Origin of the sequence: Chitinophaga eiseniae, from assembly GCF_900167135.1 — a bacterium.
Classification (GTDB): Bacteria; Bacteroidota; Bacteroidia; order Chitinophagales; family Chitinophagaceae; genus Chitinophaga; species Chitinophaga eiseniae.
Window position 1 is genome coordinate 891,978 of record NZ_FUWZ01000001.1, and the last position, 23,457, is coordinate 915,434.

Consider the following 23,457-nt stretch of genomic DNA (forward strand, 5'->3'; position numbering starts at 1 on the left):
GTGGCTGCCATCTGTGTAGTTACCGTATTAAGACTTTCTTTTATTGGCGCTATGGGGCTGATGCCCCAGGATGCGTACTATTTTTTTTATGGTCAGCATCCGGCGTTGTCCTATTTTGATCATCCGCCGGCCATCGCCTATACGTTGCGGCTTTTCACCGATGTATTGGGCAGGCATGCCTGGGTGATCAAGCTGGCTGATACGGTGGTGACGATCGGCACATTGCTGGCGTTTTACCGGTTGTCCACTTTTTTCCTGTCGCGGCACCGCGCTTCCCATGCCATATTGTTGCTATATTCCACGCTGATGATCACGCTACTGTCGCTGGTGTCTACACCAGACGTGCCGCTGCTGTTGTGGTGGGGCGTTTCGCTGATTGCGTTGTACAAAGCGGTGTTTGAAGACAGCCGGATGGCCTGGGTGTGGACGGGCATTGCGATGGGACTGGCGTTTGACAGTAAGTATACCGGTATTATTTTGCCGGCGGGCACCATTCTGTTTTTGTTGCTGTCTGCCCGCCACCGGCGCTACCTATGGTCACCGTGGTTGTTGCTGGCTGTGGCTTTTTTCCTGCTGACGATTTCCCCGGTGGTGATCTGGAATGTGGAAAACCAGTTTGCCTCTTTCCGTTTTCAGTCGTCCGGAAGGGTGGGTGGCATAGAGCTGCATCCGCTGGACTTCTTTGGCGTCATTGGCCATCAGGCTGCGATACTGATACCGGTGTTGCTGGGCGCTTTGTTTTATTATTTGTACAGGGCTTTCGGCCGTTACCGGCGGAGGTTGTGGCGTGTGCCCGCAAAGCAGCTGTTCCTGCTGTGTTTTTTCCTGCCGCCGTTTTTGGGTTTTATGTTGATATCTCCTGTTTACTGGGTGAAGCTGAACTGGATGATGCCGGCGTATATCACGGGTATTATCTGGGTGAGTGCCTGGATGGGCATGAAATATATCCGTTGGCAATGGATCGTTTCCATGGTGGTGCATCTGGTGCTGGCGGTGGAGATTCTTTTTTATCCTGTGCCTATTCATTCAGATGATACCATGATTGGCTGGGACGGTTTGGGGAAGGCGGCGCGGGAGATACGCGCGCAGTACCCCGATGATTTTATGTTTTCTGCTGATGATTATAAAACGAGCGCCATGCTCAATTTCTATCTTCCCGGAATGGTCTATTCCAGGAATGTTATCGGGGAGAATGCGCTTCAATTTGATTATATCGGTACAGATCTGAGGCGGCTGGAAGGCAGGAATGCCATCTTTATCAATTCCCTGACAGATGTGAACGATGATAAGGACGAGCAGGCATATGCAGATGAGCTGAAGCCTTATTTTGCGGAGTTGGAGCCGCTGCCGCCTATTATTGTGAAACTACATGGCAGGGTGGTACGTAAGTTCCTGGTGTACCGCTGTTACGGCTACCGGCCGCCACTACCGCCTGCGGTAGAGTAGCCGCCGTTACAGGTCCAGGTCTTTCCTTACCAGGGGAACATTATTTTCCGCGGTGTTGATCAGTATGTTAATGCTGTCATTGGTGGCGTTGTCCCAGGCGCCGGTGTGTTTGATCTGGTCGAAGCAGGGCTGCAGGTAGTCCATGCCGAGGCTTTTGAAAGACGTTGCTATTTTATGTGTCTGGTGTTTGAGGGTGTCGAGATCTTTATCTGCTGCCAGCTGGCGGCAGCTGTTCACATATTCCAGGAGCGCATCGAGGTACATGGAGGCGATTTCCTTCAGGAATTTGTAATCGCCGGCGCTGACGAGCAGCAGGTACTCAAAGGAGTAGGCCGGGGTGGCCACATTGGCCAGTTGCCGGAGTTTTTCCGCGGAATTACGCATAAGGGGTGGCTTTAGGGGTTTTATAATTAGATATGTACCATTAAGTTACGACAACTAGCCGGATTTCGGTGACGGCCGTCACCGGTTGCGTTGATGACAATCATTGCATGTTGCTACAATTATCATTGTTCAGGGTCCGGGGTGGAAGTACCTTTGTGATGTCGGGAATATTTAATGGTTTTCTTTTTTTAATATGAACGCATATGTTTACCGGTTTTTTTTCCTCATCCCTGCAGCGGAGATTTTGTGAAGGCTTTCTTTTTTATCCGATCAGAAGGCTGCGGCAATACGGAGGATACATCTTCAAACAGTATAAATCAAAGTCTGGCATCAAAACGCTGCTGGAAAATCAGCGACAGATATTTGATTATAACGGTTACTATGCGGCGGAACTGGCCCGGCAGCTGAAAGAAACGGCGTTGCCGCAGGCAACAAAGCTTTCCCGGAAACTGGAGGCGTTGTATGTGGCCAGCAGACAGGAGATGCAACACAATGCGGTAAGCTTTGTGGAGTTCAACGAGGTGATCATCAGCTATTACCGGGAACTGAGCACTTACCAGGCGGTGGTGCTGGAAAGCCTGGAAAAAGAAATGAAACCGGCGATCCGTATCAAGGCCGATGATGCGGCTTTACAGTCCTTCAGGCCAGACTATCACGGCAACGTGCGGGATGTGATGAAGGGTTTTATCAGAGAGAGTAACAGGACCGCCAGATATTTACAAAAATGTATTGACGGTGACAGTAATATTTATGATATTTGTGCAGATCGAAAAATGCAGGACCTGGTCAACAGCATCAAGGAGATGTCTCTGATACAGCGTGGAATGGTTACCTTGCTGCAACACTGGGAAGACCAGCAAAGGCTGAATGGTCTGCAGGTGTATTATAACTAGCAGCACTTACTATGAACAACCGGGAAGAAATCAGGGGAAAGAATCTGCAAGACCAGCAGATATGCAGAGGATGGCTTAGTATTCTGGAAGGATTAAGAAAAGAGAACACGGCACTGTTAGACAGGCTGACTGACTCCCTGCGCCATATTAATTCCCGGGACTTCCTGGACCAGGCGGAAGCCTTTCAGGAAAAAATGATCAGCAAAAACGAGTCTTTGAAGTTATTGCGGCATGAAGTGATGGAGCAGCTGGACTGGCTGGACATTGTGCCACAGCCAAGTGAAGAGGCGCCACACGACTGGCCGGTGCTCACGCAGGATATGCGGAAGATGCAGGAAGAATTTGAAAAGATGAAAGCGGCGTTCAATAACCTGTTGCGCAACTGGCAATTAGAGTAGAGATACCTGAATGATTGATAAATGAGAAGGAAAATCGTGTAAAAGATGTAATGTGAATGTGCGGATGAAAGTGTAGCAAGACCGAGGAAACGACAGCGTGGATGAAAAGATTGTGTAAGTGGATGTGGGGATGGTTTGTGAATGGATGGGAATGTGAAAGTGCTATGCAGAGATGGGGGGTTTGAAATTGTGGGGAATGTGAAAGTGACGATGTGTGAAGATCATTTTTTGTCCCCCGGGCTTACAGGCCCGGGGCAAAAAGTGTTTTAGGCCGGATCAGTTGCGCATTGCGGCGATTTTTTCTTTTTCCTTCAGTACGATGGTCCCGTCGCGTAAAGTAATCAGTTGTTCGTCCCTGAAATCCCCGAGTGTGCGTATCAGCGACTCCTTGGCCACTCCGGCCACCGCAGCCAGGTTCTCCCGGCTGATATCTATTTCAAATTGTGGTTTTTGTGTGGTGTTGTACTTATGGTCCAGCGTGATAAGGGCGGAAGCCACTTTTTTACGCAGGGAGCTATAGGCCAGCGCAATCAGTTGTTGTTCTTTTTCCGCAATATTTTTCGCCAGCAGCTGTACAAAACGGCTCAGCACTTCCGGGTTGTTGTTCACCAGGTTTTCAAAATCCTGGTGTGGAATAATAGCCAGTACGGTATCTTCGATGGCTTCCGCGCTTTCCTGGTAAGCGCCTGCTTTCAGTAAAGCCGTGTACCCCAGAAAATCCCCTTCGTTATACAGTCCGGTAATCAGTTCCTTACCATCATCATTGCGCTGATAGGTTTTCACTTTGCCTTCCATGATATAATAGAGGCTATCGGGCCGGTTGCCCGCAGCGTATATCTGTTGTTTCCTTTTATAGTGATTGGTATTCCGGCCTTCTTTCAGGGAGGCCAGCAGGTCTTTGCCGGAGGTATTGGACAGCAGCGTGTGTAATCCGCTGATGCCGGAAGCTTCCGGCTGCCGTATTTCCGCACATCTCCGGAGACGGCTCTCGATGGCGCTCAGTAGTTCGGCGCCTTCAAAGGGTTTGGTGATATAGTCGTCGGCGCCCATTTCCATGCCTTTCCGGACGTCGGTGCGTTCTGTTTTGGCGGTGAGGAAAATGAACGGGATGGGCCGCAGGCTTTCATTCTTATGCAGCATATGGAGTACGCCGTAGCCGTCGAGCACGGGCATCATGATATCGCATACGATGAGATCGGGCTGTTGTTCGAGGGCTATGGTCACACCCTCTTTACCGTTGGAGGCCGTCAGTACATGGTAATTGGCCAGTTCAAGAATCTCCGACAGGTTATCGCGGATATCTTTATTGTCTTCGATCAGCAGGATTTTTTCCAAGATATGTCAGGTTTTGGGGGTGGGAATATGAACGATGAATTCGGTGCCTTTGTCTGGTTCACTGTGGCAGGTGATCTGTCCTTTCATCAGTTCCGTGTATTTGGCCACGATATGCAGGCCAAGTCCGGTGCCCTGGATGTTTTCGACATTGCTGCCGCGGAAAAATCTTTCAAACAGGTGCTGTTGGTCTTCCGGTTTGATACCGATACCGCAATCCTTTACCGACACGGTCAGCCGGTAGGGGGTAGCTAACGTGCGTACATACACGGTACCTTCTTCGGGTGAAAATTTTAATGCGTTGGATACAAGGTTGGTCAGTATATGGCGCAGCAGGCTTCCGTCGAACGTACTCTCCGCGGGGCCATCGTGGTGGTATACCACCTGTTGTTTGCCGCGTTTCAGTCCTTCGGCTTCCGCCAGAATCTTTTCCACATGTTTACGCGTATCGGTGAGCGCCGGCCGTACCTGAATTTTTCCTTCCTCGATTTTTCCGAGTGACAGGAAATCATTCAGGATATCGGTGAGCAGGTGCACGGCGGATGCTATCTTCCGGATATGCGCCAGCCGCTTGGGCTGGTCCTCTGTGGTGGTATATTTTTCCAGCAGGTAGGTAGAGGATAAGACGGTGCTGAGCGGCGTACGGAATTCATGGGAAGCGATAGACACGAAGCGGGACTTCAGCACATTCAGCTCTTTCTCTTTGTCCAGCGCCTGCCGCAGCTCCGCTTCCGACTTCCGCCTGGCAGAGATGTCGAGGCCAATGGCGATGTACCCGGTGACCTGCTGACTTTCATCCCGTATAGCCGATACCGTTAACGCCACGGGAAAACGGGTGCCGTCTTTGCGGATGTAGCTCCACTCAGATTCATTGGGCAGGTTGAGCCGAGCTTTGGCCGTCAGGACGTCGAACCCGGGTTCCACCACCTGCTGCAGCTCTTCCGAGAGTTTGGCGGCGCGGTCCTCCAGTTCCCCGAAGTCGTGAAACTGTATCAGCGAGCCGGTATCGGTCACCTCACGGGCAGGATAACCCAGCATTTTTACCGCAGCGGGATTAAAGAAACGGATATGCCCCATGGGTTCGGTCACAATCAGTATGGCGTCGAGGTTGGTCCAGATGCTGTTGAGGAAATTGCTGACCCTCCGGTAGGCCGATTCTTTCCCGGCCATGATGTGCGCTTCCAGCTGTTGGGCGTCCTGCGCTCTTTTCAGGGCATCGGCCGTTTGCTGTTGCGCGGAAAGGTCGGTAATGAAACAAACCTGGTAGTGCTGGTCTTCCTGCAGGTAAGAGGTGGTGGTCACTTTCACCGGGATCACCTGCCCGTTTTTACAACGCAGCCACGACCGGATATCACCAGCCAGCAGGCTGTCTGTTGGCTTGTTCAGCACTTCTTCGGGCGTATGGCCGCTCCATTCCAGGAAACATGGATTGGCCGCCTTGATCAGGCCGGCCCCGTCTACCAGGAGTATGCCCTGGGTAGCATGATTGAAGAGCAGCTCAAAACCTGGCATATGTGCCGTGCTTATGATGGTCATGGGTCTGAAAGGGTCTGTTATAAAAATAAGGAATCCATGGTTATAAAAATACAGGTCGTCCGATTTCGGACAATCTCTTTGCGCAACTGGACAAAGTTATTTTAATTTTAATTAGTAAAATTATCATTTTGAGAGGGCTATGAAGTTGGTATATTGATCGCTTGTAGCCTTACTATGTTGATCAACTACTTCAAAACAGCTTCCCGCAGTTTGCGCCGTAACAAGGTCTATACTGTTGTTAACATACTTGGCTTGTCCGCAGGCATTGCCATCTGCCTGGTTATCTTTGCGATCATCCGTTTTGAGACGGGGTTCGATCGTTTTCATACCAATCAGGACAGGGTGTACCGGGTGGTTACCCGGATGGCCAAACCCAATGGGGGCGATGTGATGGCCGGCTCTGTATCGGTGCCACTGCCGGGCGTACTGTCCGCCGAAATTCCGACCATCGCGGCGGTGAGCCCGTTTGTGCAGATCCCGGACATGGAGGTGCGGCTACCGGAAGAACACAGCCTGCTTCACAAAACGTTCAAGGAAAAGAAAGGCATCTTCGCGGTGACGCCGGCATTTTTCCAGCTGCTCGATTTTACCTGGCTGGCGGGGAATCCTGCTGTGCTGGCTGACAAACAGGCGCTGGTACTCACCCGCGAAACGGCTGCACGTTATTTCGGCGACTGGAAAAAAGCGCTGGGTCAAACCATCCGGCTGGGCGCCGACCTGCAGCTGCAGGTCAGCGGTATCGTAGAACGACCGGTCAACACAGAGTTCCAGTTTGACCTGCTGGTGCCGTTCATCGCTACGCCCTATGCAGCGAATAATGACTGGGGCGGGTTGACTTCTGTTTACCAGTGTTATGTTTTGCTCACGCCGAAGGCCGACGTGGCGCAGGTAGACCGGCAGTTGGCGCAGCTGGCTAAAAAATACCTGCCGGCAGGGCTGAAGAATGTCTTTTTGCTGCAACCCTTGCAAGACGTGCATCTGAGCCAGTTGCCCGAAAATATCGCCGCTCACGGCATTACACCGGACCGCGTACGGGCCATGTGGTGTATTGCCGGCTTCATTTTACTGATCGCCTGTATCAATTTCATCAATCTCTCCACGGCACAGGTAGTGCAGCGTGCCCGGGAAGCCGGCATCCGTAAGGTGTTGGGTAGTAATCCCGGTCAGCTGCGGCTGCAGTTCCTGGTGGAAACGTTTATACTGGTGCTGTTCTCCTGCCTGCTGGGCTTTTCGGTGGCAGGCGCACTCCTGCAGCCATTAGGGGCGATGTTGGGCGTACCACTGCCCCGGACGGAACTCTTCCTGGTAACAACCGGCCTTTTCCTGGTAGCGGTACTGGTGACCGTCACCCTGCTGTCCGGAATTTATCCGGCCATGGTACTGGCCCGCACAAACCCCGTAAGCACGCTGAAAAACAGGTTGCTGCAACAACGGTCGGACGGCTTTTTCCTGCGTAAATGGCTGGTCATATTCCAGTTCATGATTGCACAGGCATTGATCATCGGCACACTGATCATCGTAAAGCAGATGGACTTTTTCCGTACCACCGCCATGGGTTTTGAAAAAGACTACATCGTCAACCTGCCGATGCCGGCCGCATCATTAAGCGCTAAGCGTGACCTGTTTCACGAGCGGCTTTCCAGGCTGCCACAGGTGTCTGCTATTAGTTTCAATACCGCGCCACCGGCATCGGATGACAACTGGTGGACCGATTTTAAATTTGATAACAGCCCGCGAAGCTCCGACCTGAATGCTATCCACAAAGCGATTGATACCGCCTATCTGCCACTGTTTCAAATTCCGCTGGCCGCAGGGCGCAACGTGACCGCCAACGATTCTGTCCGGGAGTTTCTCATTAATGAAACGCTGGTCAAAAAACTGGGTTATCATCAACCGGAAGAAGTACTGAACAAACGGATTGAAATGTGGGGCTTTATGAAAGGTACAGTAGTGGGCGTGGTAAAGGATTTTCATGCCACTTCCCTGAAAGACGCCGTAGCGCCGCTGTTGCTGTTCAACTTTAAAGACCCTTGTTTTAATGCTACGGTGCGGCTTACAGGAACTGATCTCTCTGCAGCCATGCGTAACGTCGAAAAAACATGGGAAGAAGTATACCCGGATACTCCTTTCGAATACCAGTTCCTGGACGACAAGATCGCCGGTTTCTATACACGCGAAATGCAGTTATCCATGCTGTACCGTTTGTTTGCAGGTATTGCCATCTTCCTGAGTTGCCTGGGGCTTTACGGGCTGGCCTCCTACATGGCTGTTCAGCGGGTGAAGGAAGTTGGTGTAAGGAAAGTGCTGGGCGCCACCGTTGCCAATATCGTAGTGTTGTTTTCCCGCGAATTTGTTGTGATGGTGGGCATTGCCTTTATGCTGGCGGTACCGCTGGCATGGTATTTCCTGCGCCAGTGGTTGCATTCCTATGCTTACAGCGTTGGTCTGCCCTGGTGGCTGTTTGCCGCCGGCGGTCTCATGGCGCTGCTCATTGCCATGGTGACGGTGAGCTTCCATGCATTACGGGCTGCGATGGCTAACCCGGTAAAAAGTCTGAGGGGAGAATAACAGGTGGTTATTTCTGGTTAATAGGTGTTTCTATGATCAGGAACTCGGTCTCTTCGCCATGTTGCAGGCTGATTTCGCTGGCTTCCCAGATGCCTATGGCATCGCGGGGATGCAGCACCTGGTTGTTCACTTTCAGGGTACCTTCGATCAGGAAGATGAACAGGCATTTATTGACCGGATGGAGCGTGTAAGGTACAGAGCCGGGCAGGTCGTAATACCCGAGGGAGAGCCGGGTATTCTGATTGATCCAGCAGTGTTCCTGGCCTTCCTCTGACGACACGATGGTGGTAAGCCGGTTTTTTCTTTTGCTGCGGGGAAAACTGCGTTGCTGGTAGCGGGGGGTAATATTCTGTAACTTAGGCTGTATCCATATCTGAAGGAAATTCACATCACCTTCTCCTACATTGTACTCTTCATGTCTTAGCCCTTCACCCGCACTCATGATCTGCACGCCGCCTGCTTCTATTTTAGTGCTGTAACCAAGTGTGTCTTTATGGTTCATCTTACCTTTCAGCAGCACGGAAATAATTTCCATGTTCACATGCGGATGGATACCGAAACCTTTTCCGGCGGTCACGAAATCATCGTTGAAAGCCACCAGCGTACCAAAAGCGCTGCGCATAGGGTGGTAGTAGTCGCTGAAGCTGAAGCAAAAATTGCTTTTCAGCCATCCGATGTCTTTTACGCCTCTTTCTCCGGCAGGGAAGTATTGTGTTTTCATAGTCAATCGGGTTGGGTTTCATGCAAAGCAGCTAAGCAGCAAAGGCGCGAAGATTTTTATAAGATTTATAAAAAAGCAAAGGCGCGAAAGATTAAATTTCCTGGCGCCTTTGCTGCTTAGCGTCTTTGCGTGAGCAACTAGCTGTTAAAAGAATTATAACTGCTGATCAGGTTGTCATAGCTGCTGCCCAGTGATTCTACCTGGTATTCATCTATCTTGCCTTTTTCAGCGCTGTCACGCATTATTTTTTTGGCGGTGATCAGAAAGTCGTTCACACGGTCGTAGAAAGATTTATAGTAGCCGTCTTTGCGTTCCTTTTTAGCGTTGTCCTGGTTCAGCTGGCTGTGTTCGGCCTGGGCTTTTTCCAGCGCGGCATAAGCGGCTTCTGCTTTTTGTTTGATAGCGTTGTAGTCGCCTTCGCTGCTTTCTGCCAGTTCCACGAATTCACGGACAGATTTCAGGTCCGCTTTCATGGCGAGGATGTAATCTTTCAGCGGGCTTTCTTTCAGTACAATGGCTTCGCTGGCGTCAGCGATTTCATTGACTTTTTTCATCAGCACCGCTTTGTCTGTCATCAGCTGCTGGGTGGTGGTACGGATAGAATCCACCAGTGCAAAGCCCTGCGCGCTTTTATCGTCTTTATAGTTTTCCGCTTTCAGGTAGTCGGACAGTTTTTTGTACTGCTCCTGCAGTTTTTTGAAGCTGGCGGTGTAGGCTGGTACCTTTTCCTTGAAGAACTTTTTATCGTCGCTGCTCAGCTCGTCCACCGGCTCTTCCGGCTTTATTTTGTTCATGGATCTTACCATGTCAAAATAAGTAGGGGTAATGATACCAATAAAAGCGAAATGGTCGGAAGGGTTTTTCAGCCCTTTCTCAATTTTATCAGTGTTCTCGGCCACCCGGGTGATATAGCTGTTTTGTTTGTTGGCTATGTCAATCAGCAGGTTGGTGTATTCAATAACATGACTGGCTTTTTCTACGGAGTTATTCTCGTAGGCGGCAGGGCCCTTTGCGCCTTTGCTGTTGTCACATGATACAGATACAGAGAGCATAGCCACGCTCATGGCTGCGTAAAGGAACTTTTTGTTCATAGTGAAATGGTGATTATTGGATTAAACAAATGACCGGGGTAATTTGATTGAAATAATGCCGCAAATATAATATTTAATATTCCTAATAACAATCGGCAGGGTTCAGGCTGTTATCTCCGGTATAAAATCTGTGGCGGGAAAGGAAAGTGTTTCTCACCCTTAAACCCGGATAACCATGGCAAAGAAAAAGAATGAATTCCCTGATAAGAAGGCCGAACAGCTGGCTCCGCACACAGAAGACGGGGCTGACCAGTTCCTGACCACCGATCAGGGTGTCCGTATCAACGATAACCAGAACTCCCTGAAAGCGGGAGAAAGAGGCCCTTCTCTCCTGGAAGATTTTATTATGAGGGAAAAAATTACCCATTTTGATCACGAGCGGATACCCGAACGGATTGTACATGCCCGCGGCGCCGGCGCCCATGGCTATTTCCAGGTATATTCCCCTATGGCGGAATATACCAAAGCCGGCTTTCTCAATGACCCTGCACGGCGCACCCCGGTATTTGTAAGGTTCTCCACGGTGGCCGGTTCCCGCGGGTCTACCGACCTGGCCCGGGATGTGCGGGGCTTTGCGGTCAAGTTCTACACAGAGGAGGGCAATTATGACCTGGTGGGCAATAATATGCCGGTGTTTTTTATCCAGGATGCGGTGAAGTTCCCCGATTTCGTACATGCCGTAAAACCAGAACCACACCACGAGATGCCGCAGGCGGCCTCCGCACACGACACCTTTTGGGACTTTATATCCATCATGCCGGAGTCCATGCATATGATCATGTGGGTAATGAGCGACCGCGCCATCCCCCGCAGCTACCGTATGATGGAAGGTTTCGGCGTACATACGTTCCGGTGGATCAACGCTGCCGGCAAGGGCTGCTTCGTAAAGTTTCACTGGAAACCCCTGCTGGGTGTACATTCCGTAGCCTGGGAGGAAGCACAGCAGATCTCCGGTAAAGACCCCGACTTCCATCGGCGGGACCTGTGGAACGCCATCGAGAGCGGGAATTTCCCCGAATACGAGCTGGGCGTTCAACTGATACCGGAAGAAGATGAACATAAATATCCTTTCGACCTGCTGGACCCGACCAAGATCATCCCGGAAGAAATCATCCCGGTGCAACGTATCGGAAAGATGGTGCTGGACCGCAATCCGGATAATTTCTTCGCGGAAACGGAACAGGTAGCCTTCCATCCGGGACACCTGGTACCCGGCATCGACTTCACCAACGACCCGCTATTACAGGGACGACTGTTCTCTTACCTCGATACACAGCTGTCGCGCCTCGGCAGCCCCAATTTTCACGAGATACCGATCAACCGGCCGGTGGCGCCGGTCCACAACAATCAGCGTGATGGACATATGCGGCAAACCATCAACCGTGGCGGTACTGCCTATGAGCCCAATACCGTCAGCGCCGGCTGCCCGTTCCAGGCGAAGATGGCGGACGGCGGCTTCCATTCCTACACAGAACGGATCGACGGACAGAAAATACGCGGCAGAAGTAAAAGTTTCTTCGATCATTTCAGCCAGGCCACTTTGTTCTACCACAGCCAGTCACCCGCGGAACAACGGCACATCATCAACGCGCTGCGCTTTGAGCTGGGGAAAGTAACGAATACGGATATACGCATTCGTATGGTGGGACTGTTGTCCCAGGTAGACAACGGGTTGGCCGCCGCCGTGGCGGAAGGGCTCGGCGTTACCGTGCCGGCGAAGCCGGAGCAGCCGGTGAACAGAAGCATACCGGCAGATGGTGATCCGGCGCGGTACCAGCCGCAGACGGTGCGGCAGCCGGTGGACAAATCCGACGCCCTCAGTATGGCGCACACTGTAAAGGACACTATTAGAACCAGGCAGATCGCCTTTCTCATCGCCGATGGGGTGGACTCTTCGGCCATCACCGCCATGAAGGATGCGCTGCTAAAGGCCGGTGCACAGGTGCAGTTGGTGGCGCCGCGGCTGGGAGCCATCAAAGCGGCCAGCGGCAGCAGCTTCGAGGCAGACCAGAGCCTGCTCACGGCAGCTTCTGTGCTGTTTGACGCCGTTTATGTGCCCGGTGGCGCTGACAGCATAGCCGTGCTGCAACAACATCCGGACGCCATCCGTTTTGTCAATGAAGCCTACCGCCATTGCAAGCCGGTGGCCGTAGCCGGGGATGGGCTGCAGCTGCTCAGAGCAACGATGGTGCCGCCGGAAGAAGCGCCCGGCGTGGTGATCAGCGGACAGGTCAAGGCATTTATAGCGGCTATTGCACAGCACCGGTTCTGGGAACGGGAGCTCGCAAAGTAGCAAAGCAGCAAAGAACGCAAAGATTTTTTAAGATTAGTAAGCAGGCAAAGGAGCGAAGATCAAATCGAATTGGTCTGCGCTCCTTTGCTTGCTTTGTTTCTTATTTATTCTCTTCGCGTTCTTTGCTGCTTTGCGCCTTTGCGTGATGCGTGTATCTTTAGAGGTATGAAAACAACCCTCATTGCCTGTACGCTCATAGCCACAGCTGTCAGCGTCTCTGCCCAGTTCAAAGACCCGCGGCGGACAAAGCCGAAGCCTAATATTATCGTCTTCCTGGTAGACGATATGGGCTGGGAAGACACTTCGGTGCCTTTCTGGGACCGGCTGACGGACAAGAATAAACGCTTTCGCACGCCCAACATGGAGCGGCTGGCCAGAGAAGGCGTGAAGTTCACCAACGCCTACGCCACGCCGGTATGCACACCTTCGCGGGTAAGCATGATCACGGGTATGAATGCAGCGCACCATGGGGTGACCAACTGGACGTCGCCGCGTAAGGACGTTAATGCCGATGCGCCCGATAATACGCTGGACAGCGCTCCCTGGAACCAGAACGGCTTCAGCCCGGTAAAAGGAATACCGCATACCGTATATGCCACCCCGTTGCCGGCCCTGCTGAAAGGCGCCGGTTACTACACCATTCATGCCGGTAAGGCCCACTGGGGCGCTATGGGCACGCCCGGCGCCAATCCATACAATATGGGCTTCCTGGTGAATATCGCCGGTCATGCCGCAGGGCATCCGCAGAGTTATTTGTCGGAGGAAAACTATGGCAATATGCCGGGTAAGGCTACCGCCCAGGCGGTGCCCGACCTGGAAGAATATTACGGTACGGGCACCTTCCTCACGGAAGCGCTTACACGCGAAGCGCTGAAAGCGCTGGATGAACCGGTCAGCCGAAAACAGCCTTTCTATCTCTACCTCGCACATTATGCGGTACATGTGCCTTTACAGGCAGATAAACGCTATTACCAGCATTACCTGGACATCGGGCTGGATGACGCGGAAGCAAAATATGCTTCGCTGATAGAGGGCATGGATGCCAGCCTGGGAGAGGTGATGGACTATCTCGGCAACCGGAAAATAGCCAGCAATACTATCATCCTGTTTATGAGCGACAACGGAGGGCTAAGCCTGGCGCCGCCGAGAGGTGGCGCGCCGCACACCCAGAACCTGCCGCTGCGCGCAGGAAAAGGATCGGTATATGAAGGCGGCATCCGGGAGCCGATGCTGGTGAAATGGCCTGGCGTAACAAAGGAAGGAAGTGTGGCGTCTCAGTATGTGATGATCGAGGACTTTTTCCCTTCCATACTGGAAATGGCCGGCATACAGTTGTATGACGCTGTTCAGACAATAGACGGGAAAAGTTTTGTGCCAGTGCTGCAGGACCCGTCTGTAACGGATTCGCTACGGACGCTGGTGTGGCATTATCCGAATAAATGGATACCGGACGGAGGACCAGGCATTAATTATAAAAGTGCGCTCCGGCAGGGACGCTGGAAGGTCGTATATGATCAGCAACAGGGTACTGCTGAGTTGTATGACCTGGTAGCAGACATCGGCGAAAAACGTGATCTGGCGGCCGTTTACCCTGAAAAGACGCGGTCGTTGCTGACATCGCTGTCACAGCAGTTGCAGCGGTGGAATGCCCCCATGCCGGTGCTGAAGGCGAGTGGAAAAGCTTTGCCGTGGCCGGAAAATAAACGCTAACCTTGAGGAAAGTAACGAACTTTTTTAAAATCCGGTGTTGTACCTTTGTGGCTTGTTACTAACAGTGTAACAGTTGTAGGTTATATGGTGACTGGAATAATCTTATCCGAGTCTCGATAGAAGAGGCTATCCCTGATAACGGATAGCCTCTTTTATTCATGCCCCTTATCAGGGTTGAAAATTCTCCTTAATCCATCCCCGTTTATTTATTTTCTCCTGCGTCTTTTTTCTTTTTGTCTTTGTCATGATGCTGTGCATTCATGGCTTTGAGTTTGGCCTGTTGGTCCGGTGTCAGGATGGCCTGGAATTGTTGTTTGCGGTAAGCAGAAATTTCTTTTTTACCTGGACCGCCTTTCTGGCCGGCTGCTTTCAGCGAGTCTTTACGACGGATGCATTCTGTGTTGACCGCCAGAATTTTTTTGTATTGATCATCTGTCAGGTTCAATTTTGTTTTCAGCTCGTCGGCGTACTGTGCGGCGCGTTGTTCCGGTGCGGCTTTGGGAGCTTTGGCGGTTTTAGCCGGCGCCTGCTGGGCCGGAGCGGGCGCAGTAGTGGGAGCGTTCTGCGCGAAGGCAGGAGATACGGCCAGCATAATAGCGATAGCGGCGATTAACTTTTTCATGTGTTTTAAAGTTTTGTATGCGGGGTAATTCAATTTCCTTGCCATGTGGTCCAAACATGACCGGGAAGGACTTAAAATTTCCTTAAAACATGCCCGGGCGGGGTGGTTTAACTGACTTTGATTTTTTTACGATAGGCAGAAGGGGAGAGGCCGGTGACCTGTTTAAACAGGCGGGTGAAGTAGGAGGCGGATTGATAGTTGAGTTCAAAGGCAATGCCGGCGATATCGCGGGCAGGGTCCTGGAGGAGGATCTGGCTGTGCAGGATGCTGATTTCATTGATCCATTGTTTGGGTGGTTTGCCGGTAGCCTCTTTTACACATTTATTCAGATAGTTTTCGGAGATATTGAGTTGCCGGGCATAGTACTCCACCGTTTTTTCGCGCAGATGATGCCGTTGTACTTTTTCGCGGAAGCGCAGGGAGATGTCGAGGCTGCGGTTGAGCGCCACGGGGCGGGGCGATTCGTGCAGCAGGATTTTGTTGAGTAAAGCGCGGAACAGCGGTACGCATATTTCCATGGAGCCGTTGACGAGGCTGAGTTCTTCTTCCAGCAGCACGCTGAGGTGGGCCAGCCATTTCACGGCTTTGGCCGGCAGGGTGACGAAGGGGGTGGCAAAGAAGAAGTTAAGGAGGTTATTGTTGAGCGACAGCCGGTTGATGATTTCATTTTCATAGACAATAAAAAATCCGGTAGCATCCGGCGATATTTCCAATGTTGCGGTGATACTGCCTTGTTTGATGAGCAGCACGGAATTGGCTTCCAGTTTATAGGAAGATACTTCGAGTTGTTGTACGATGGCGCCTTTGGTAACAAAGAGGAGAAAGTTGAACGAGGTGCGGTACGGTGGCACCGGTATGACGATGTTGCGCAGGTAGTTTTCGATGCGGTACACCTGTAGCTGTGCATCGTTGAACAGCACCTGCCTGGATACGCCCGGGAGGAAGGATTTCTTATATTCAAAGTTGGTAAATAGTTTGACAGATGATTTCATATCCGTCGTTAAAGGTAGCGTGATTTGTGAAAAAAAATGCGGGATTTGTGCTATTCACCGTTTGTTTTTACGTCTACCTTGCATCCTGAAATGAAAGCCATCGTTCGGTACATATTGTTTCTGTTTTTCCTGATTGGATTTACCTTTACGGGCCACAACAAAACTCCTTTATTGTCAGCCAGGGCCAGTCACCAATCATATGATGCGGGAAAAAGTTGTTCGGATACCTTGTTGTCAACAAAAGACCATCGCGATTTTTTGCAGTTGTTTTCTTTTGTGGACGGCGAGCGTACGGATGACGAGAGCGATGTTTTACGTGGTCCCCAATTACAACGATTTACGATTCTTTTTGCTGCTTATTACCAGTCTTTATTCCTGGCGACAGATAATGCTTTGCTGGTAGGGCCTGACCGTTTTGTGCATCCTGATGCCGCTGTGAAGCCGGTTCCCCGTTTTATCCTGTTCCATACCCTTATTATTCCTGCTCACCTGGCGTAATCTGCCTCCTTCTCTTTTTCTGTTTATTCGATTTACAGGGTTCCTGCCTTGTTGTTCGATTGACGTAGCTCTTACCTTGTTGTTCGACTTACAGGGTTCCTGCTTCGCCGGAAACGTACGTCCTAACGGGCTTACAGATGCTGTAAATTAATATATGAAAAAGAGTCGAAATATTATTATTTTTTCTTTCTTCGACTGAAATCGAGATAAAAATCATGATTTTAATCATATTAAAATAAATTATATGCATTTAACACCACGCGAAACGGAAAAGCTATTGCTTCACCTGGCCGGAGAACTGGCTGCCAAACGCAAAGCCCGTGGACTGAAGCTCAATTATCCGGAGGCGATCGCCCTGATCAGCAGCGAGCTGCTGGAAGCAGCAAGGGATGGCAGATCGGTCGCTGACCTGATGCAATACGGCGCCACCATCCTCACCCGGGAAGACGTCATGGAAGGCATTCCTGAAATGATCCACGACGTACAGATAGAAGCCACCTTCCCGGACGGCACCAAACTCGTTACCGTTCACCATCCCATCCGCTAACCAGTAAAATCACTGAACATGATACCCGGAGAGTACTTTCTCGCCAACGGCGACATCCACTGCAACGAAGGCCGTCAGACGGTCACCATAAAAGTGATCAACACCGCCGACAGGCCCGTGCAGATCGGTTCGCACTACCATTTTTTTGAAGTCAATCGCCAGATGAGCTTCGACAGGGCCAAAGCCTTCGGTAAAAGACTCAACATCCCCGCCGGCACCGCCGTGCGCTTTGAGCCAGGAGAAGAAAAAGAAGTACAGCTGGTAGAACTGGGCGGCGCCCGCCGTGCCTTCGGCCTTAATCACCTGGTCAACGGCGATACCACCCTCGAATCCAGCAGGGAAAAAGCCATGGCAAAACTCGCAGCTTCCAACTTCAAAAACCAGCAATCATGAGCCTGATCATCAACAGAGAACAATATGTGAACATGTACGGTCCGACCACCGGCGACAAAGTTCGTTTAGGCGATACCGATATCATCATCGAAATAGAAAAAGACTTTAACCACTACGGCGACGAAAGTAAATTCGGCGGCGGTAAAACCGTTCGCGACGGCATGGCCCAGTCCAGCACCGCTACCCGCGACCAGGGCGTACTGGACATGGTGATCACCAATGTGATGCTCATCGACCACTGGGGTATCGTAAAAGGAGACCTCGGCATCAGGGACGGGAAAATCGTAGGCTTTGGCCAGGCCGGCAACCCCGACACGATGGACGGCGTAGACCGTAACATGGTGATCGGCGCCTCCACGGAAGTACACGGCGGCAACGGCCTCATTGCCACTGCCGGCGGTATCGACACCCATATTCACTTCATCAGCCCGCAACAGATTGAAACCGCTCTGTTCAGCGGCATCACCACCATGATCGGAGGTGGTACCGGTCCGGCAGACGGCACCAACGCCACCACTGTCACCCCCGGTAAATGGTACATCGCTAAAATGCTGCAGGCGGCCGACGACTTTCCCATGAACCTTGGCTTCTTCGGAAAAGGCAACTGCTCCACCGAAGCGCCGATCGCCGAACAGGTGGAGGCCGGTGCCCTCGGCGTAAAAATTCACGAAGACTGGGGCGCTACGCCAGCGGTGATAGACGCTGCCCTCAATGTGGCCGACAAATACGATGTGCAGGTAGCCATCCATACCGACACGCTCAACGAAGCCGGTTTCCTGGAAGATACCATCAACGCCATCAACGGCCGCGTCATACACACCTTCCACACAGAAGGCGCAGGCGGCGGCCACGCACCGGATATCATCAAGGCTGCCATGTATCCCAACGTGCTGCCCGCCTCCACAAACCCTACCCGGCCCTATACCGTCAACACCATCGACGAACACCTCGATATGCTGATGGTATGCCACCACCTGAGCAAAAGCATCCCGGAAGACGTAGCCTTCGCCGACTCCCGTATCCGCCCCGAAACCATCGCCGCGGAAGATATCCTGCACGATATGGGCGTATTCAGCATCATGAGCTCAGACTCACAGGCAATGGGACGTGTAGGCGAGGTCGTTACCCGCACCTGGCAAACCGCCGACAAAATGAAAAAACAACGCGGCTTCCTCGAAGAAGATGCTACCGCACAAAGCGACAACTTCCGCGCTAAACGTTACGTGGCCAAATATACCATCAACCCGGCCATTGCACATGGCATCGACGAACACGTAGGTTCTGTTGAACCCGGCAAAATCGCCGACATCGTGCTGTGGAAGCCCGCCCTCTTCGGCGCCAAACCGGAAATGATCATCAAAGGCGGTATGATCATCGCTGCCAAAATGGGCGATCCCAACGCGTCGATCCCCACACCGCAGCCGGTGATCCTCCGTACCATGTTCGGCGCCCACGGCCGCGCCATGCATCAGACCTGCGCCACCTTCGTGTCCAAAGCATCCCTCGAAAAAGGAATCGTGGAAGAATACGGCCTGCAAAAAATGGTGCTGCCCGTATCCGGCTGCCGTAACATCTCCAAAAGAGACCTGATACACAACGATAAAACACCGGAGATCACCGTCAACCCCGAAAACTACGAAGTGCGGGTAGATGGCGTGCATATCACCTGTGAACCGGTAGATACCGTGCCGCTGGCACAGCGGTACTTCCTGTTCTGAAAAAAGTACATCATGATTATTGATAAAATTATCGGTAATACCGGCACTATGTCCCTGGAAAGCCGCGCCACTGATCCCCTGCTGCTGGAGTGGTTTGAAACCACCAAACGCATTCAGCGCAAACACACGCAGCAGGGCATGGAGATAGCCATCCGCTTCCTGAAGGAAGGACAGCGCCTGCGTATCGGCGACATCCTCTATATGGACGACACCCGGGCGGTAGTTGTAGACATTATTCCCAGCGACGCGATCGTGGTCACCCCGCGGTCGCTGCTGGAAATGGGCAGCGTATGTTATGAGATCGGCAATAAACACCTGCCCATGTTCATCCAGGACGACCAGGTGCTGTTGCCCTTTGAAGAGCCCATCTACCGCTGGCTGACAGCTGCCGGGTACCAAACCGAAAAAGCGCATACCAAACTGACCAACCTGCTCAACGCCAATGTGCAACCACATACGCATGGCAACAGTAGCGGTAGTTCCCTTTTCTCAAAAATCATGAGCCTTGCAGCAAAAGAACGATAACATCACCACCGCGCATTTCCTCGGCAGTCTCCTGCATCTCAGCGATCCTACGCTGCCCATCGGCGGCTACACCCATTCCAACGGGCTGGAGACCTACGTGCAGCTGGGACTGGTGAACAACGTGTCTTCTGCGGAAATGTTTGTGCAGCATATGCTGACCAACAACCTGCAATACAACGACGCCGCTTTTGTTTGCCTGGCTTATAACGCTGCAGCGGCAAACGATCTTACTGCCTTGCTGGCACTGGATGAAGAAGCTGCGGCACTCAAGCTGCCCAGAGAGATACGGCAGGCCAGCCAGAAACTGGGCGTGCGGCTGATGAAGATCTTCAGCCGGCAACAAACCTATGCGCTGGCGCAGCAGTACGAAGCGGCCACCCTCGCTAAAAAAGCCGAAGGGCACTACAGCATCGCCTACGGGCTTTACGCTTGCCTGAAGGGCGTGCCGCTGCCCGAAGCGTTGTACGCTTTTTATTACAATGCGGCGGTGGGCATGGTGACCAATGCCGTGAAACTGGTGCCGCTGGGGCAACTGGACGGACAGGATGTGCTGTTTCGTATGCAGTCCGTTATTCAATCGCTGGTGGGCGCCACCATGGCGCTGGACCGCGAACTGGTAGGTGTGTGCAACATCGGCTTCGATATCCGCTGTATGCAGCATGAGCAGCTGTATTCCAGGCTTTATATGTCTTAACCAACAACAAAAAAAGATTATGAGCGACAGAAAATATGTGAAAATAGGCGTGGCCGGCCCGGTAGGTTCCGGTAAAACCGCCCTGATAGAACGGTTGTCCCGTGCACTGATGAACACCTACGACATGGGGGTGATCACCAATGATATCTATACGAAGGAAGATGCGGAGTTTCTTACTAAAAACAGCCTGCTTCCCAAAGAACGTATCATCGGTGTGGAAACCGGCGGTTGCCCGCATACGGCCATCCGCGAAGATGCGAGTATGAACCTCGAAGCCGTGGATGAAATGGCAGCGCGCTTTCCCGGCATAGAACTGATTCTGATAGAGAGCGGCGGCGATAACCTCTCTGCTACTTTCAGTCCCGATCTGGCCGACGTGACCATCTTCGTGATCGACGTGGCGGAAGGAGACAAGATTCCCCGCAAAGGCGGTCCGGGCATCACCCGCTCCGATCTGCTGGTCATCAATAAAATAGATCTCGCCCCGTACGTACATGCAGACCTCGGCGTGATGGAAAGGGACGCCCGTAAAATGCGGGCGGGCAAACCATTTGTGTTTACCAACCTCATGTCCTTACAGGGATTGGATACCGTCATCGGCTGGATAAAAAAATATGCACTGCTGGAAGAGACGGAGGAACCGGCACTGGTAAGATAATGCATAACGGAATCAACATGAATCAACTCAGTTTAATAAGCGGATATAAAAACGGGCGCTCCTGGCTGAAGGACAGCTATTGTACCCGGCCCTTCAAGCTGGCGAATGTAGGCATCTACCGGCAGGACCCCGCTTTGTACCTGATGGTGATGAGCTCTTCGCCGGGTATTCTCGACGGTGATCATTACGATATCGATATCCGCACCGAATCGCACAGCCGGCTGCAGCTGCAGTCGCAATCCTACCAGCGGCTGTTCAATATGAAAACCGGTGCGCAACAGCAGCAGCGTATCCATATGGAAGCGCAGAGCGTGTTCAGCTACGTGCAGCATCCGCTGGTACCACATGAAAACGCGATGTTTAAATCGCATACGGTCGCACACCTGGAAGATGACTGCCAGTTTACCTTTGGTGAGATTATCACCTGTGGCCGCAAACATTCCGGTGAGGTATTCCGTTTTTCCAGACTGCACAGCGTCACCGAAATATTCCATCGTGGTAAACTCATCCTGAAAGACAACCTGCTGCTGCAGCCGCAACTGTTGCCCATGCAGGCTATCGGTCAGATGGAAGGATATACGCATCAGGCTACGCTGCTGTATATCCATACCGGTGCCACCGATATGGAATTACATTTGACTGCCCTACGGCAGCTGCTGGAAGAACCGCCGGGTGTTGTTGGCGGCGTGTCGCTGCCGGATGCCCGCTGCCTGGTGGTACGCATACTGGGCAACGGCGGAGAGCAGCTGTACGACTGCCTTCGGAAGATGCAGCGTTATTGCTGGCAAACTGCCGCTGAATCACTTAAAACAGCTATCGCATGAATATAGGATTAACAACGCTGGTAGTGTCTGCTGTAACGATCAGCTGTTTACATACCGCCACCGGCCCGGATCATTACCTGCCGTTTATTGTATTGTCCCGCTCCAAAAAATGGACGATGTCTAAAACGATCTTCTGGACAGTACTCTGCGGCTTTGGGCATATCCTCAGTTCCGTTGTCATTGGTTTGATAGGCGTGTTGCTGGGCTGGCAGCTGTCGAAGCTGACCTGGTTCCAGGATGTGAGAGGCAATATGTCCGGCTGGTGCCTGCTGGGCTTTGGTATCGTTTATTTGTTGTGGGGGCTGCGGCAGGCTTATCTTAATAAACCCCACAAACATTTTGACGTCTACGAAGGCGGCGATATCTATGTCTATGAGCACCGGCATGGCGATATCGTTTACCCGCAGCAGCGGGTGAAAGTTACGCCATGGATATTGTTCGCCATTTTTGTGATGGGGCCCAGTGAACCGTTGGTGCCGCTGCTGTTCTATTCCGGTTCGCATCGTTCCGCACTGGAAGTGGTGGTGCTGATCAGCGTATTCACGCTTACTACCGTGCTGACGATGCTGGCGATGGTGCTGATTGGCTGCTATGGCTATTCTTTTCTGAAAACAGATAAACTCGAAAGATATGTACACGCCATCGGTGGTGCCGTGGTGACCCTGTGTGGCATAGGCATGGTATTCCTTGGATGGTAAAAAAATAACGTTAACGCAATCCTCTTGCTCATCATCTAAAAAAAATAATGTGATACAACGGAAATCGTTTGTCCTCTCTTGCCTGAGGGGGGTAGGGCAAATCATGCTTCAAAATAATGCGTGGACGGGCGCACTTTTTCTGCTGGGGATCTTCTACGACTCTATGGTAATGGGCCTTGCAGCCGTTGTGGCGGTGATTGCCGGTACGCTGACGGCCCAACTGCTTCGTTACCCGGAAGCAGACATCGATGCTGGTCTGTATGGCTTCAGTCCCACCCTGGTGGGCGTGGCGCTGACCTTTTATTTCAACCCTGTGCCGCTGGTATGGGTGGCCGTTATATTGGGAGCCGCCGCCGCGGCATGGTTACAGCATCAGTTCATTCGTCGCGGGCTGCCGGGCTTTACGTTTCCTTTTATCCTCGTAACATGGGTATTGTTATACCTGTTCCTGCATGTGTATACACCGGGGGCTGCCGCTTCTGTGGCTGGCGGTATGCCGCTCAGCGATGACTTCACCACTGCTACCAATGGTTTCGGAGAAGTGATTTTCCAGGGCAGTGTGATTGCCGGCATCATCTTTTCGGTGGCCGTGTTTATCAGTTCCCCGGTAGCGGCGCTTTACGGCGTATGTGCTTCCCTGTTAGGCGCCTTTATTTCGCTGGAATTTGCAGAACCGGCCACAGATATTCACATGGGGCTGTTCAGCTTCAATGCGGTGCTGTGTGCCATTACTTTTGCGGGTGACAAGCCCCGCGACGGTATCCGGGTATTGTTTTCCGTGGTGCTCTCCGTTTTGCTGGACGTATGGATGCTGCAGCAGCACATGGCGGTGTTAACATTCCCGTTTGTGGCGGCCAGCTGGATCACGCTGGGCCTGCAGCATCTCTTGTTGAAAATAAAAACTAAATAAAAGACT

23 protein-coding genes are annotated in these 23,457 nt (G+C 52.0%); 16 read left to right on the forward strand and 7 right to left on the reverse strand.

The genetic code is table 11. From position 1 onward, the window contains the following. Positions 1 to 1,446, forward strand: coding sequence for an ArnT family glycosyltransferase (locus tag B5D63_RS03780; RefSeq protein WP_159455879.1), 1,446 nt, complete (start codon positions 1 to 3; stop codon positions 1,444 to 1,446). A gap of 6 nt (positions 1,447 to 1,452) precedes the next feature. Here B5D63_RS03780 and B5D63_RS03785 read toward each other — a convergent pair whose 3' ends face one another. Then, positions 1,453 to 1,830: an Hpt domain-containing protein gene (locus B5D63_RS03785; RefSeq protein ID WP_078667417.1), complete on the reverse strand. Its 378-nt coding sequence runs from the start codon at positions 1,828 to 1,830 to the stop codon at positions 1,453 to 1,455. A gap of 203 nt (positions 1,831 to 2,033) precedes the next feature. Between B5D63_RS03785 and B5D63_RS03790 the strand changes: the two genes are divergently transcribed. Both B5D63_RS03790 and B5D63_RS03795 read left to right on the forward strand, forming a co-directional pair. Beyond that, complete coding sequence (locus B5D63_RS03790) at positions 2,034 to 2,723, forward strand: hypothetical protein (protein ID WP_078667418.1); 690 nt, start codon at positions 2,034 to 2,036, stop codon at positions 2,721 to 2,723. 11 nt (positions 2,724 to 2,734) lie between these two features. Next, complete coding sequence (locus tag B5D63_RS03795) at positions 2,735 to 3,121, forward strand: hypothetical protein (RefSeq protein WP_078667419.1); 387 nt, start codon at positions 2,735 to 2,737, stop codon at positions 3,119 to 3,121. Positions 3,122 to 3,397: 276 nt separating this feature from the next. On the opposite strand, the gene B5D63_RS03800 is transcribed toward B5D63_RS03795, so the two are convergent. Beyond that, positions 3,398 to 4,456, reverse strand: coding sequence for a response regulator (locus B5D63_RS03800; protein ID WP_078667420.1), 1,059 nt, complete (start codon positions 4,454 to 4,456; stop codon positions 3,398 to 3,400). A 6-nt stretch (positions 4,457 to 4,462) separates the two neighbouring features. After that, positions 4,463 to 5,989, reverse strand: a complete 1,527-nt coding sequence (locus B5D63_RS03805) for a sensor histidine kinase (protein ID WP_078667421.1) — start codon at positions 5,987 to 5,989, stop codon at positions 4,463 to 4,465. Between the two features lie 174 nt (positions 5,990 to 6,163). Here B5D63_RS03805 and B5D63_RS03810 point away from each other — a divergent pair, with 174 nt between their 5' ends. Further along, complete coding sequence (locus B5D63_RS03810) at positions 6,164 to 8,557, forward strand: ABC transporter permease (protein ID WP_078667422.1); 2,394 nt, start codon at positions 6,164 to 6,166, stop codon at positions 8,555 to 8,557. A gap of 7 nt (positions 8,558 to 8,564) precedes the next feature. Here the strand turns inward: B5D63_RS03810 and B5D63_RS03815 are convergent, their stop codons facing one another. Together B5D63_RS03815 and B5D63_RS03820 are read right to left on the reverse strand one after the other, a co-directional pair. Beyond that, the gene (locus B5D63_RS03815; RefSeq protein WP_078667423.1) at positions 8,565 to 9,278 is read right to left on the reverse strand and encodes a pirin family protein; all 714 of its coding nucleotides are present in this window, start codon (positions 9,276 to 9,278) and stop codon (positions 8,565 to 8,567) included. A gap of 137 nt (positions 9,279 to 9,415) precedes the next feature. Further along, positions 9,416 to 10,369 (reverse strand): YiiG family protein, encoded by a 954-nt coding sequence (locus B5D63_RS03820; RefSeq protein WP_078667424.1) that lies wholly within the window; start codon positions 10,367 to 10,369, stop codon positions 9,416 to 9,418. A gap of 175 nt (positions 10,370 to 10,544) precedes the next feature. Here B5D63_RS03820 and B5D63_RS03825 point away from each other — a divergent pair, with 175 nt between their 5' ends. Together B5D63_RS03825 and B5D63_RS03830 are read left to right on the forward strand one after the other, a co-directional pair. Next, positions 10,545 to 12,662 (forward strand): catalase, encoded by a 2,118-nt coding sequence (locus tag B5D63_RS03825; protein ID WP_078667425.1) that lies wholly within the window; start codon positions 10,545 to 10,547, stop codon positions 12,660 to 12,662. A gap of 165 nt (positions 12,663 to 12,827) precedes the next feature. Continuing rightward, a complete protein-coding gene (locus B5D63_RS03830; RefSeq protein WP_078667426.1) occupies positions 12,828 to 14,372 on the forward strand; it encodes a sulfatase in 1,545 nt (514 codons plus the stop codon). A 202-nt stretch (positions 14,373 to 14,574) separates the two neighbouring features. Here B5D63_RS03830 and B5D63_RS03835 read toward each other — a convergent pair whose 3' ends face one another. Together B5D63_RS03835 and B5D63_RS03840 are read right to left on the reverse strand one after the other, a co-directional pair. Beyond that, positions 14,575 to 14,994, reverse strand: a complete 420-nt coding sequence (locus B5D63_RS03835) for a hypothetical protein (protein ID WP_078667427.1) — start codon at positions 14,992 to 14,994, stop codon at positions 14,575 to 14,577. A 107-nt stretch (positions 14,995 to 15,101) separates the two neighbouring features. Then, complete coding sequence (locus B5D63_RS03840) at positions 15,102 to 15,986, reverse strand: helix-turn-helix domain-containing protein (RefSeq protein ID WP_078667428.1); 885 nt, start codon at positions 15,984 to 15,986, stop codon at positions 15,102 to 15,104. A 228-nt stretch (positions 15,987 to 16,214) separates the two neighbouring features. Here B5D63_RS03840 and B5D63_RS34550 point away from each other — a divergent pair, with 228 nt between their 5' ends. From B5D63_RS34550 to B5D63_RS03890, 10 genes are all read left to right on the forward strand, one after another. Next, positions 16,215 to 16,484 (forward strand): hypothetical protein, encoded by a 270-nt coding sequence (locus tag B5D63_RS34550; protein ID WP_143312755.1) that lies wholly within the window; start codon positions 16,215 to 16,217, stop codon positions 16,482 to 16,484. Positions 16,485 to 16,728: 244 nt separating this feature from the next. Further along, positions 16,729 to 17,031 (forward strand): urease subunit gamma, encoded by a 303-nt coding sequence (ureA, locus tag B5D63_RS03850; protein WP_078667430.1) that lies wholly within the window; start codon positions 16,729 to 16,731, stop codon positions 17,029 to 17,031. Between the two features lie 18 nt (positions 17,032 to 17,049). Continuing rightward, positions 17,050 to 17,424, forward strand: a complete 375-nt coding sequence (gene ureB / locus B5D63_RS03855) for an urease subunit beta (RefSeq protein ID WP_078667431.1) — start codon at positions 17,050 to 17,052, stop codon at positions 17,422 to 17,424. Next, positions 17,421 to 19,142, forward strand: a complete 1,722-nt coding sequence (ureC, locus tag B5D63_RS03860; RefSeq protein ID WP_078667432.1) for an urease subunit alpha — start codon at positions 17,421 to 17,423, stop codon at positions 19,140 to 19,142. Before ureB ends, ureC begins: the two co-directional genes overlap by 4 nt. Positions 19,143 to 19,154: 12 nt before the next feature. Continuing rightward, positions 19,155 to 19,667, forward strand: coding sequence for an urease accessory protein UreE (gene ureE, locus B5D63_RS03865; RefSeq protein WP_078667433.1), 513 nt, complete (start codon positions 19,155 to 19,157; stop codon positions 19,665 to 19,667). Beyond that, positions 19,648 to 20,361, forward strand: coding sequence for an urease accessory protein UreF (locus tag B5D63_RS03870; protein ID WP_235021454.1), 714 nt, complete (start codon positions 19,648 to 19,650; stop codon positions 20,359 to 20,361). The genes ureE and B5D63_RS03870 overlap by 20 nt, the downstream gene beginning before the upstream one ends. A 19-nt stretch (positions 20,362 to 20,380) precedes the next feature. Next, positions 20,381 to 21,019, forward strand: coding sequence for an urease accessory protein UreG (gene ureG / locus B5D63_RS03875; RefSeq protein ID WP_078667434.1), 639 nt, complete (start codon positions 20,381 to 20,383; stop codon positions 21,017 to 21,019). A 17-nt stretch (positions 21,020 to 21,036) separates the two neighbouring features. Further along, positions 21,037 to 21,843, forward strand: coding sequence for an urease accessory protein UreD (locus tag B5D63_RS03880; protein WP_159455880.1), 807 nt, complete (start codon positions 21,037 to 21,039; stop codon positions 21,841 to 21,843). Next, positions 21,840 to 22,541 carry a hypothetical protein gene (locus tag B5D63_RS03885; protein ID WP_078667436.1) on the forward strand — a complete coding sequence of 234 codons (702 nt, stop codon included), beginning with the start codon at positions 21,840 to 21,842 and terminating at the stop codon, positions 22,539 to 22,541. Before B5D63_RS03880 ends, B5D63_RS03885 begins: the two co-directional genes overlap by 4 nt. A 49-nt stretch (positions 22,542 to 22,590) precedes the next feature. Continuing rightward, positions 22,591 to 23,451: an urea transporter gene (locus B5D63_RS03890; protein ID WP_262488129.1), complete on the forward strand. Its 861-nt coding sequence runs from the start codon at positions 22,591 to 22,593 to the stop codon at positions 23,449 to 23,451. Positions 23,452 to 23,457 lie beyond the last annotated feature (6 nt).

Excerpts from the sequence above, each read along its gene's own strand:
- B5D63_RS03805 (WP_078667421.1), bottom strand. The coding sequence starts at position 5,989 with ATGACCATCATAAGCACGGCACATATGCCAGGTTTTGAGCTGCTCTTC.
- B5D63_RS03840 (WP_078667428.1), bottom strand. The coding sequence starts at position 15,986 with ATGAAATCATCTGTCAAACTATTTACCAACTTTGAATATAAGAAATCC.
- B5D63_RS03830 (WP_078667426.1), top strand. The coding sequence starts at position 12,828 with ATGAAAACAACCCTCATTGCCTGTACGCTCATAGCCACAGCTGTCAGC.
- B5D63_RS03820 (WP_078667424.1), bottom strand. The coding sequence starts at position 10,369 with ATGAACAAAAAGTTCCTTTACGCAGCCATGAGCGTGGCTATGCTCTCT.
- B5D63_RS03825 (WP_078667425.1), top strand. The coding sequence starts at position 10,545 with ATGGCAAAGAAAAAGAATGAATTCCCTGATAAGAAGGCCGAACAGCTG.
- ureE (WP_078667433.1), top strand. The coding sequence starts at position 19,155 with ATGATTATTGATAAAATTATCGGTAATACCGGCACTATGTCCCTGGAA.
- B5D63_RS03835 (WP_078667427.1), bottom strand. The coding sequence starts at position 14,994 with ATGAAAAAGTTAATCGCCGCTATCGCTATTATGCTGGCCGTATCTCCT.
- B5D63_RS03785 (WP_078667417.1), bottom strand. The coding sequence starts at position 1,830 with ATGCGTAATTCCGCGGAAAAACTCCGGCAACTGGCCAATGTGGCCACC.
- B5D63_RS03790 (WP_078667418.1), top strand. The coding sequence starts at position 2,034 with ATGTTTACCGGTTTTTTTTCCTCATCCCTGCAGCGGAGATTTTGTGAA.
- B5D63_RS03810 (WP_078667422.1), top strand. The coding sequence starts at position 6,164 with ATGTTGATCAACTACTTCAAAACAGCTTCCCGCAGTTTGCGCCGTAAC.
- B5D63_RS03885 (WP_078667436.1), top strand. The coding sequence starts at position 21,840 with ATGAATATAGGATTAACAACGCTGGTAGTGTCTGCTGTAACGATCAGC.
- B5D63_RS03815 (WP_078667423.1), bottom strand. The coding sequence starts at position 9,278 with ATGAAAACACAATACTTCCCTGCCGGAGAAAGAGGCGTAAAAGACATC.
- ureA (WP_078667430.1), top strand. The coding sequence starts at position 16,729 with ATGCATTTAACACCACGCGAAACGGAAAAGCTATTGCTTCACCTGGCC.
- ureC (WP_078667432.1), top strand. The coding sequence starts at position 17,421 with ATGAGCCTGATCATCAACAGAGAACAATATGTGAACATGTACGGTCCG.
- ureG (WP_078667434.1), top strand. The coding sequence starts at position 20,381 with ATGAGCGACAGAAAATATGTGAAAATAGGCGTGGCCGGCCCGGTAGGT.
- B5D63_RS03795 (WP_078667419.1), top strand. The coding sequence starts at position 2,735 with ATGAACAACCGGGAAGAAATCAGGGGAAAGAATCTGCAAGACCAGCAG.
- B5D63_RS03880 (WP_159455880.1), top strand. The coding sequence starts at position 21,037 with ATGAATCAACTCAGTTTAATAAGCGGATATAAAAACGGGCGCTCCTGG.
- ureB (WP_078667431.1), top strand. The coding sequence starts at position 17,050 with ATGATACCCGGAGAGTACTTTCTCGCCAACGGCGACATCCACTGCAAC.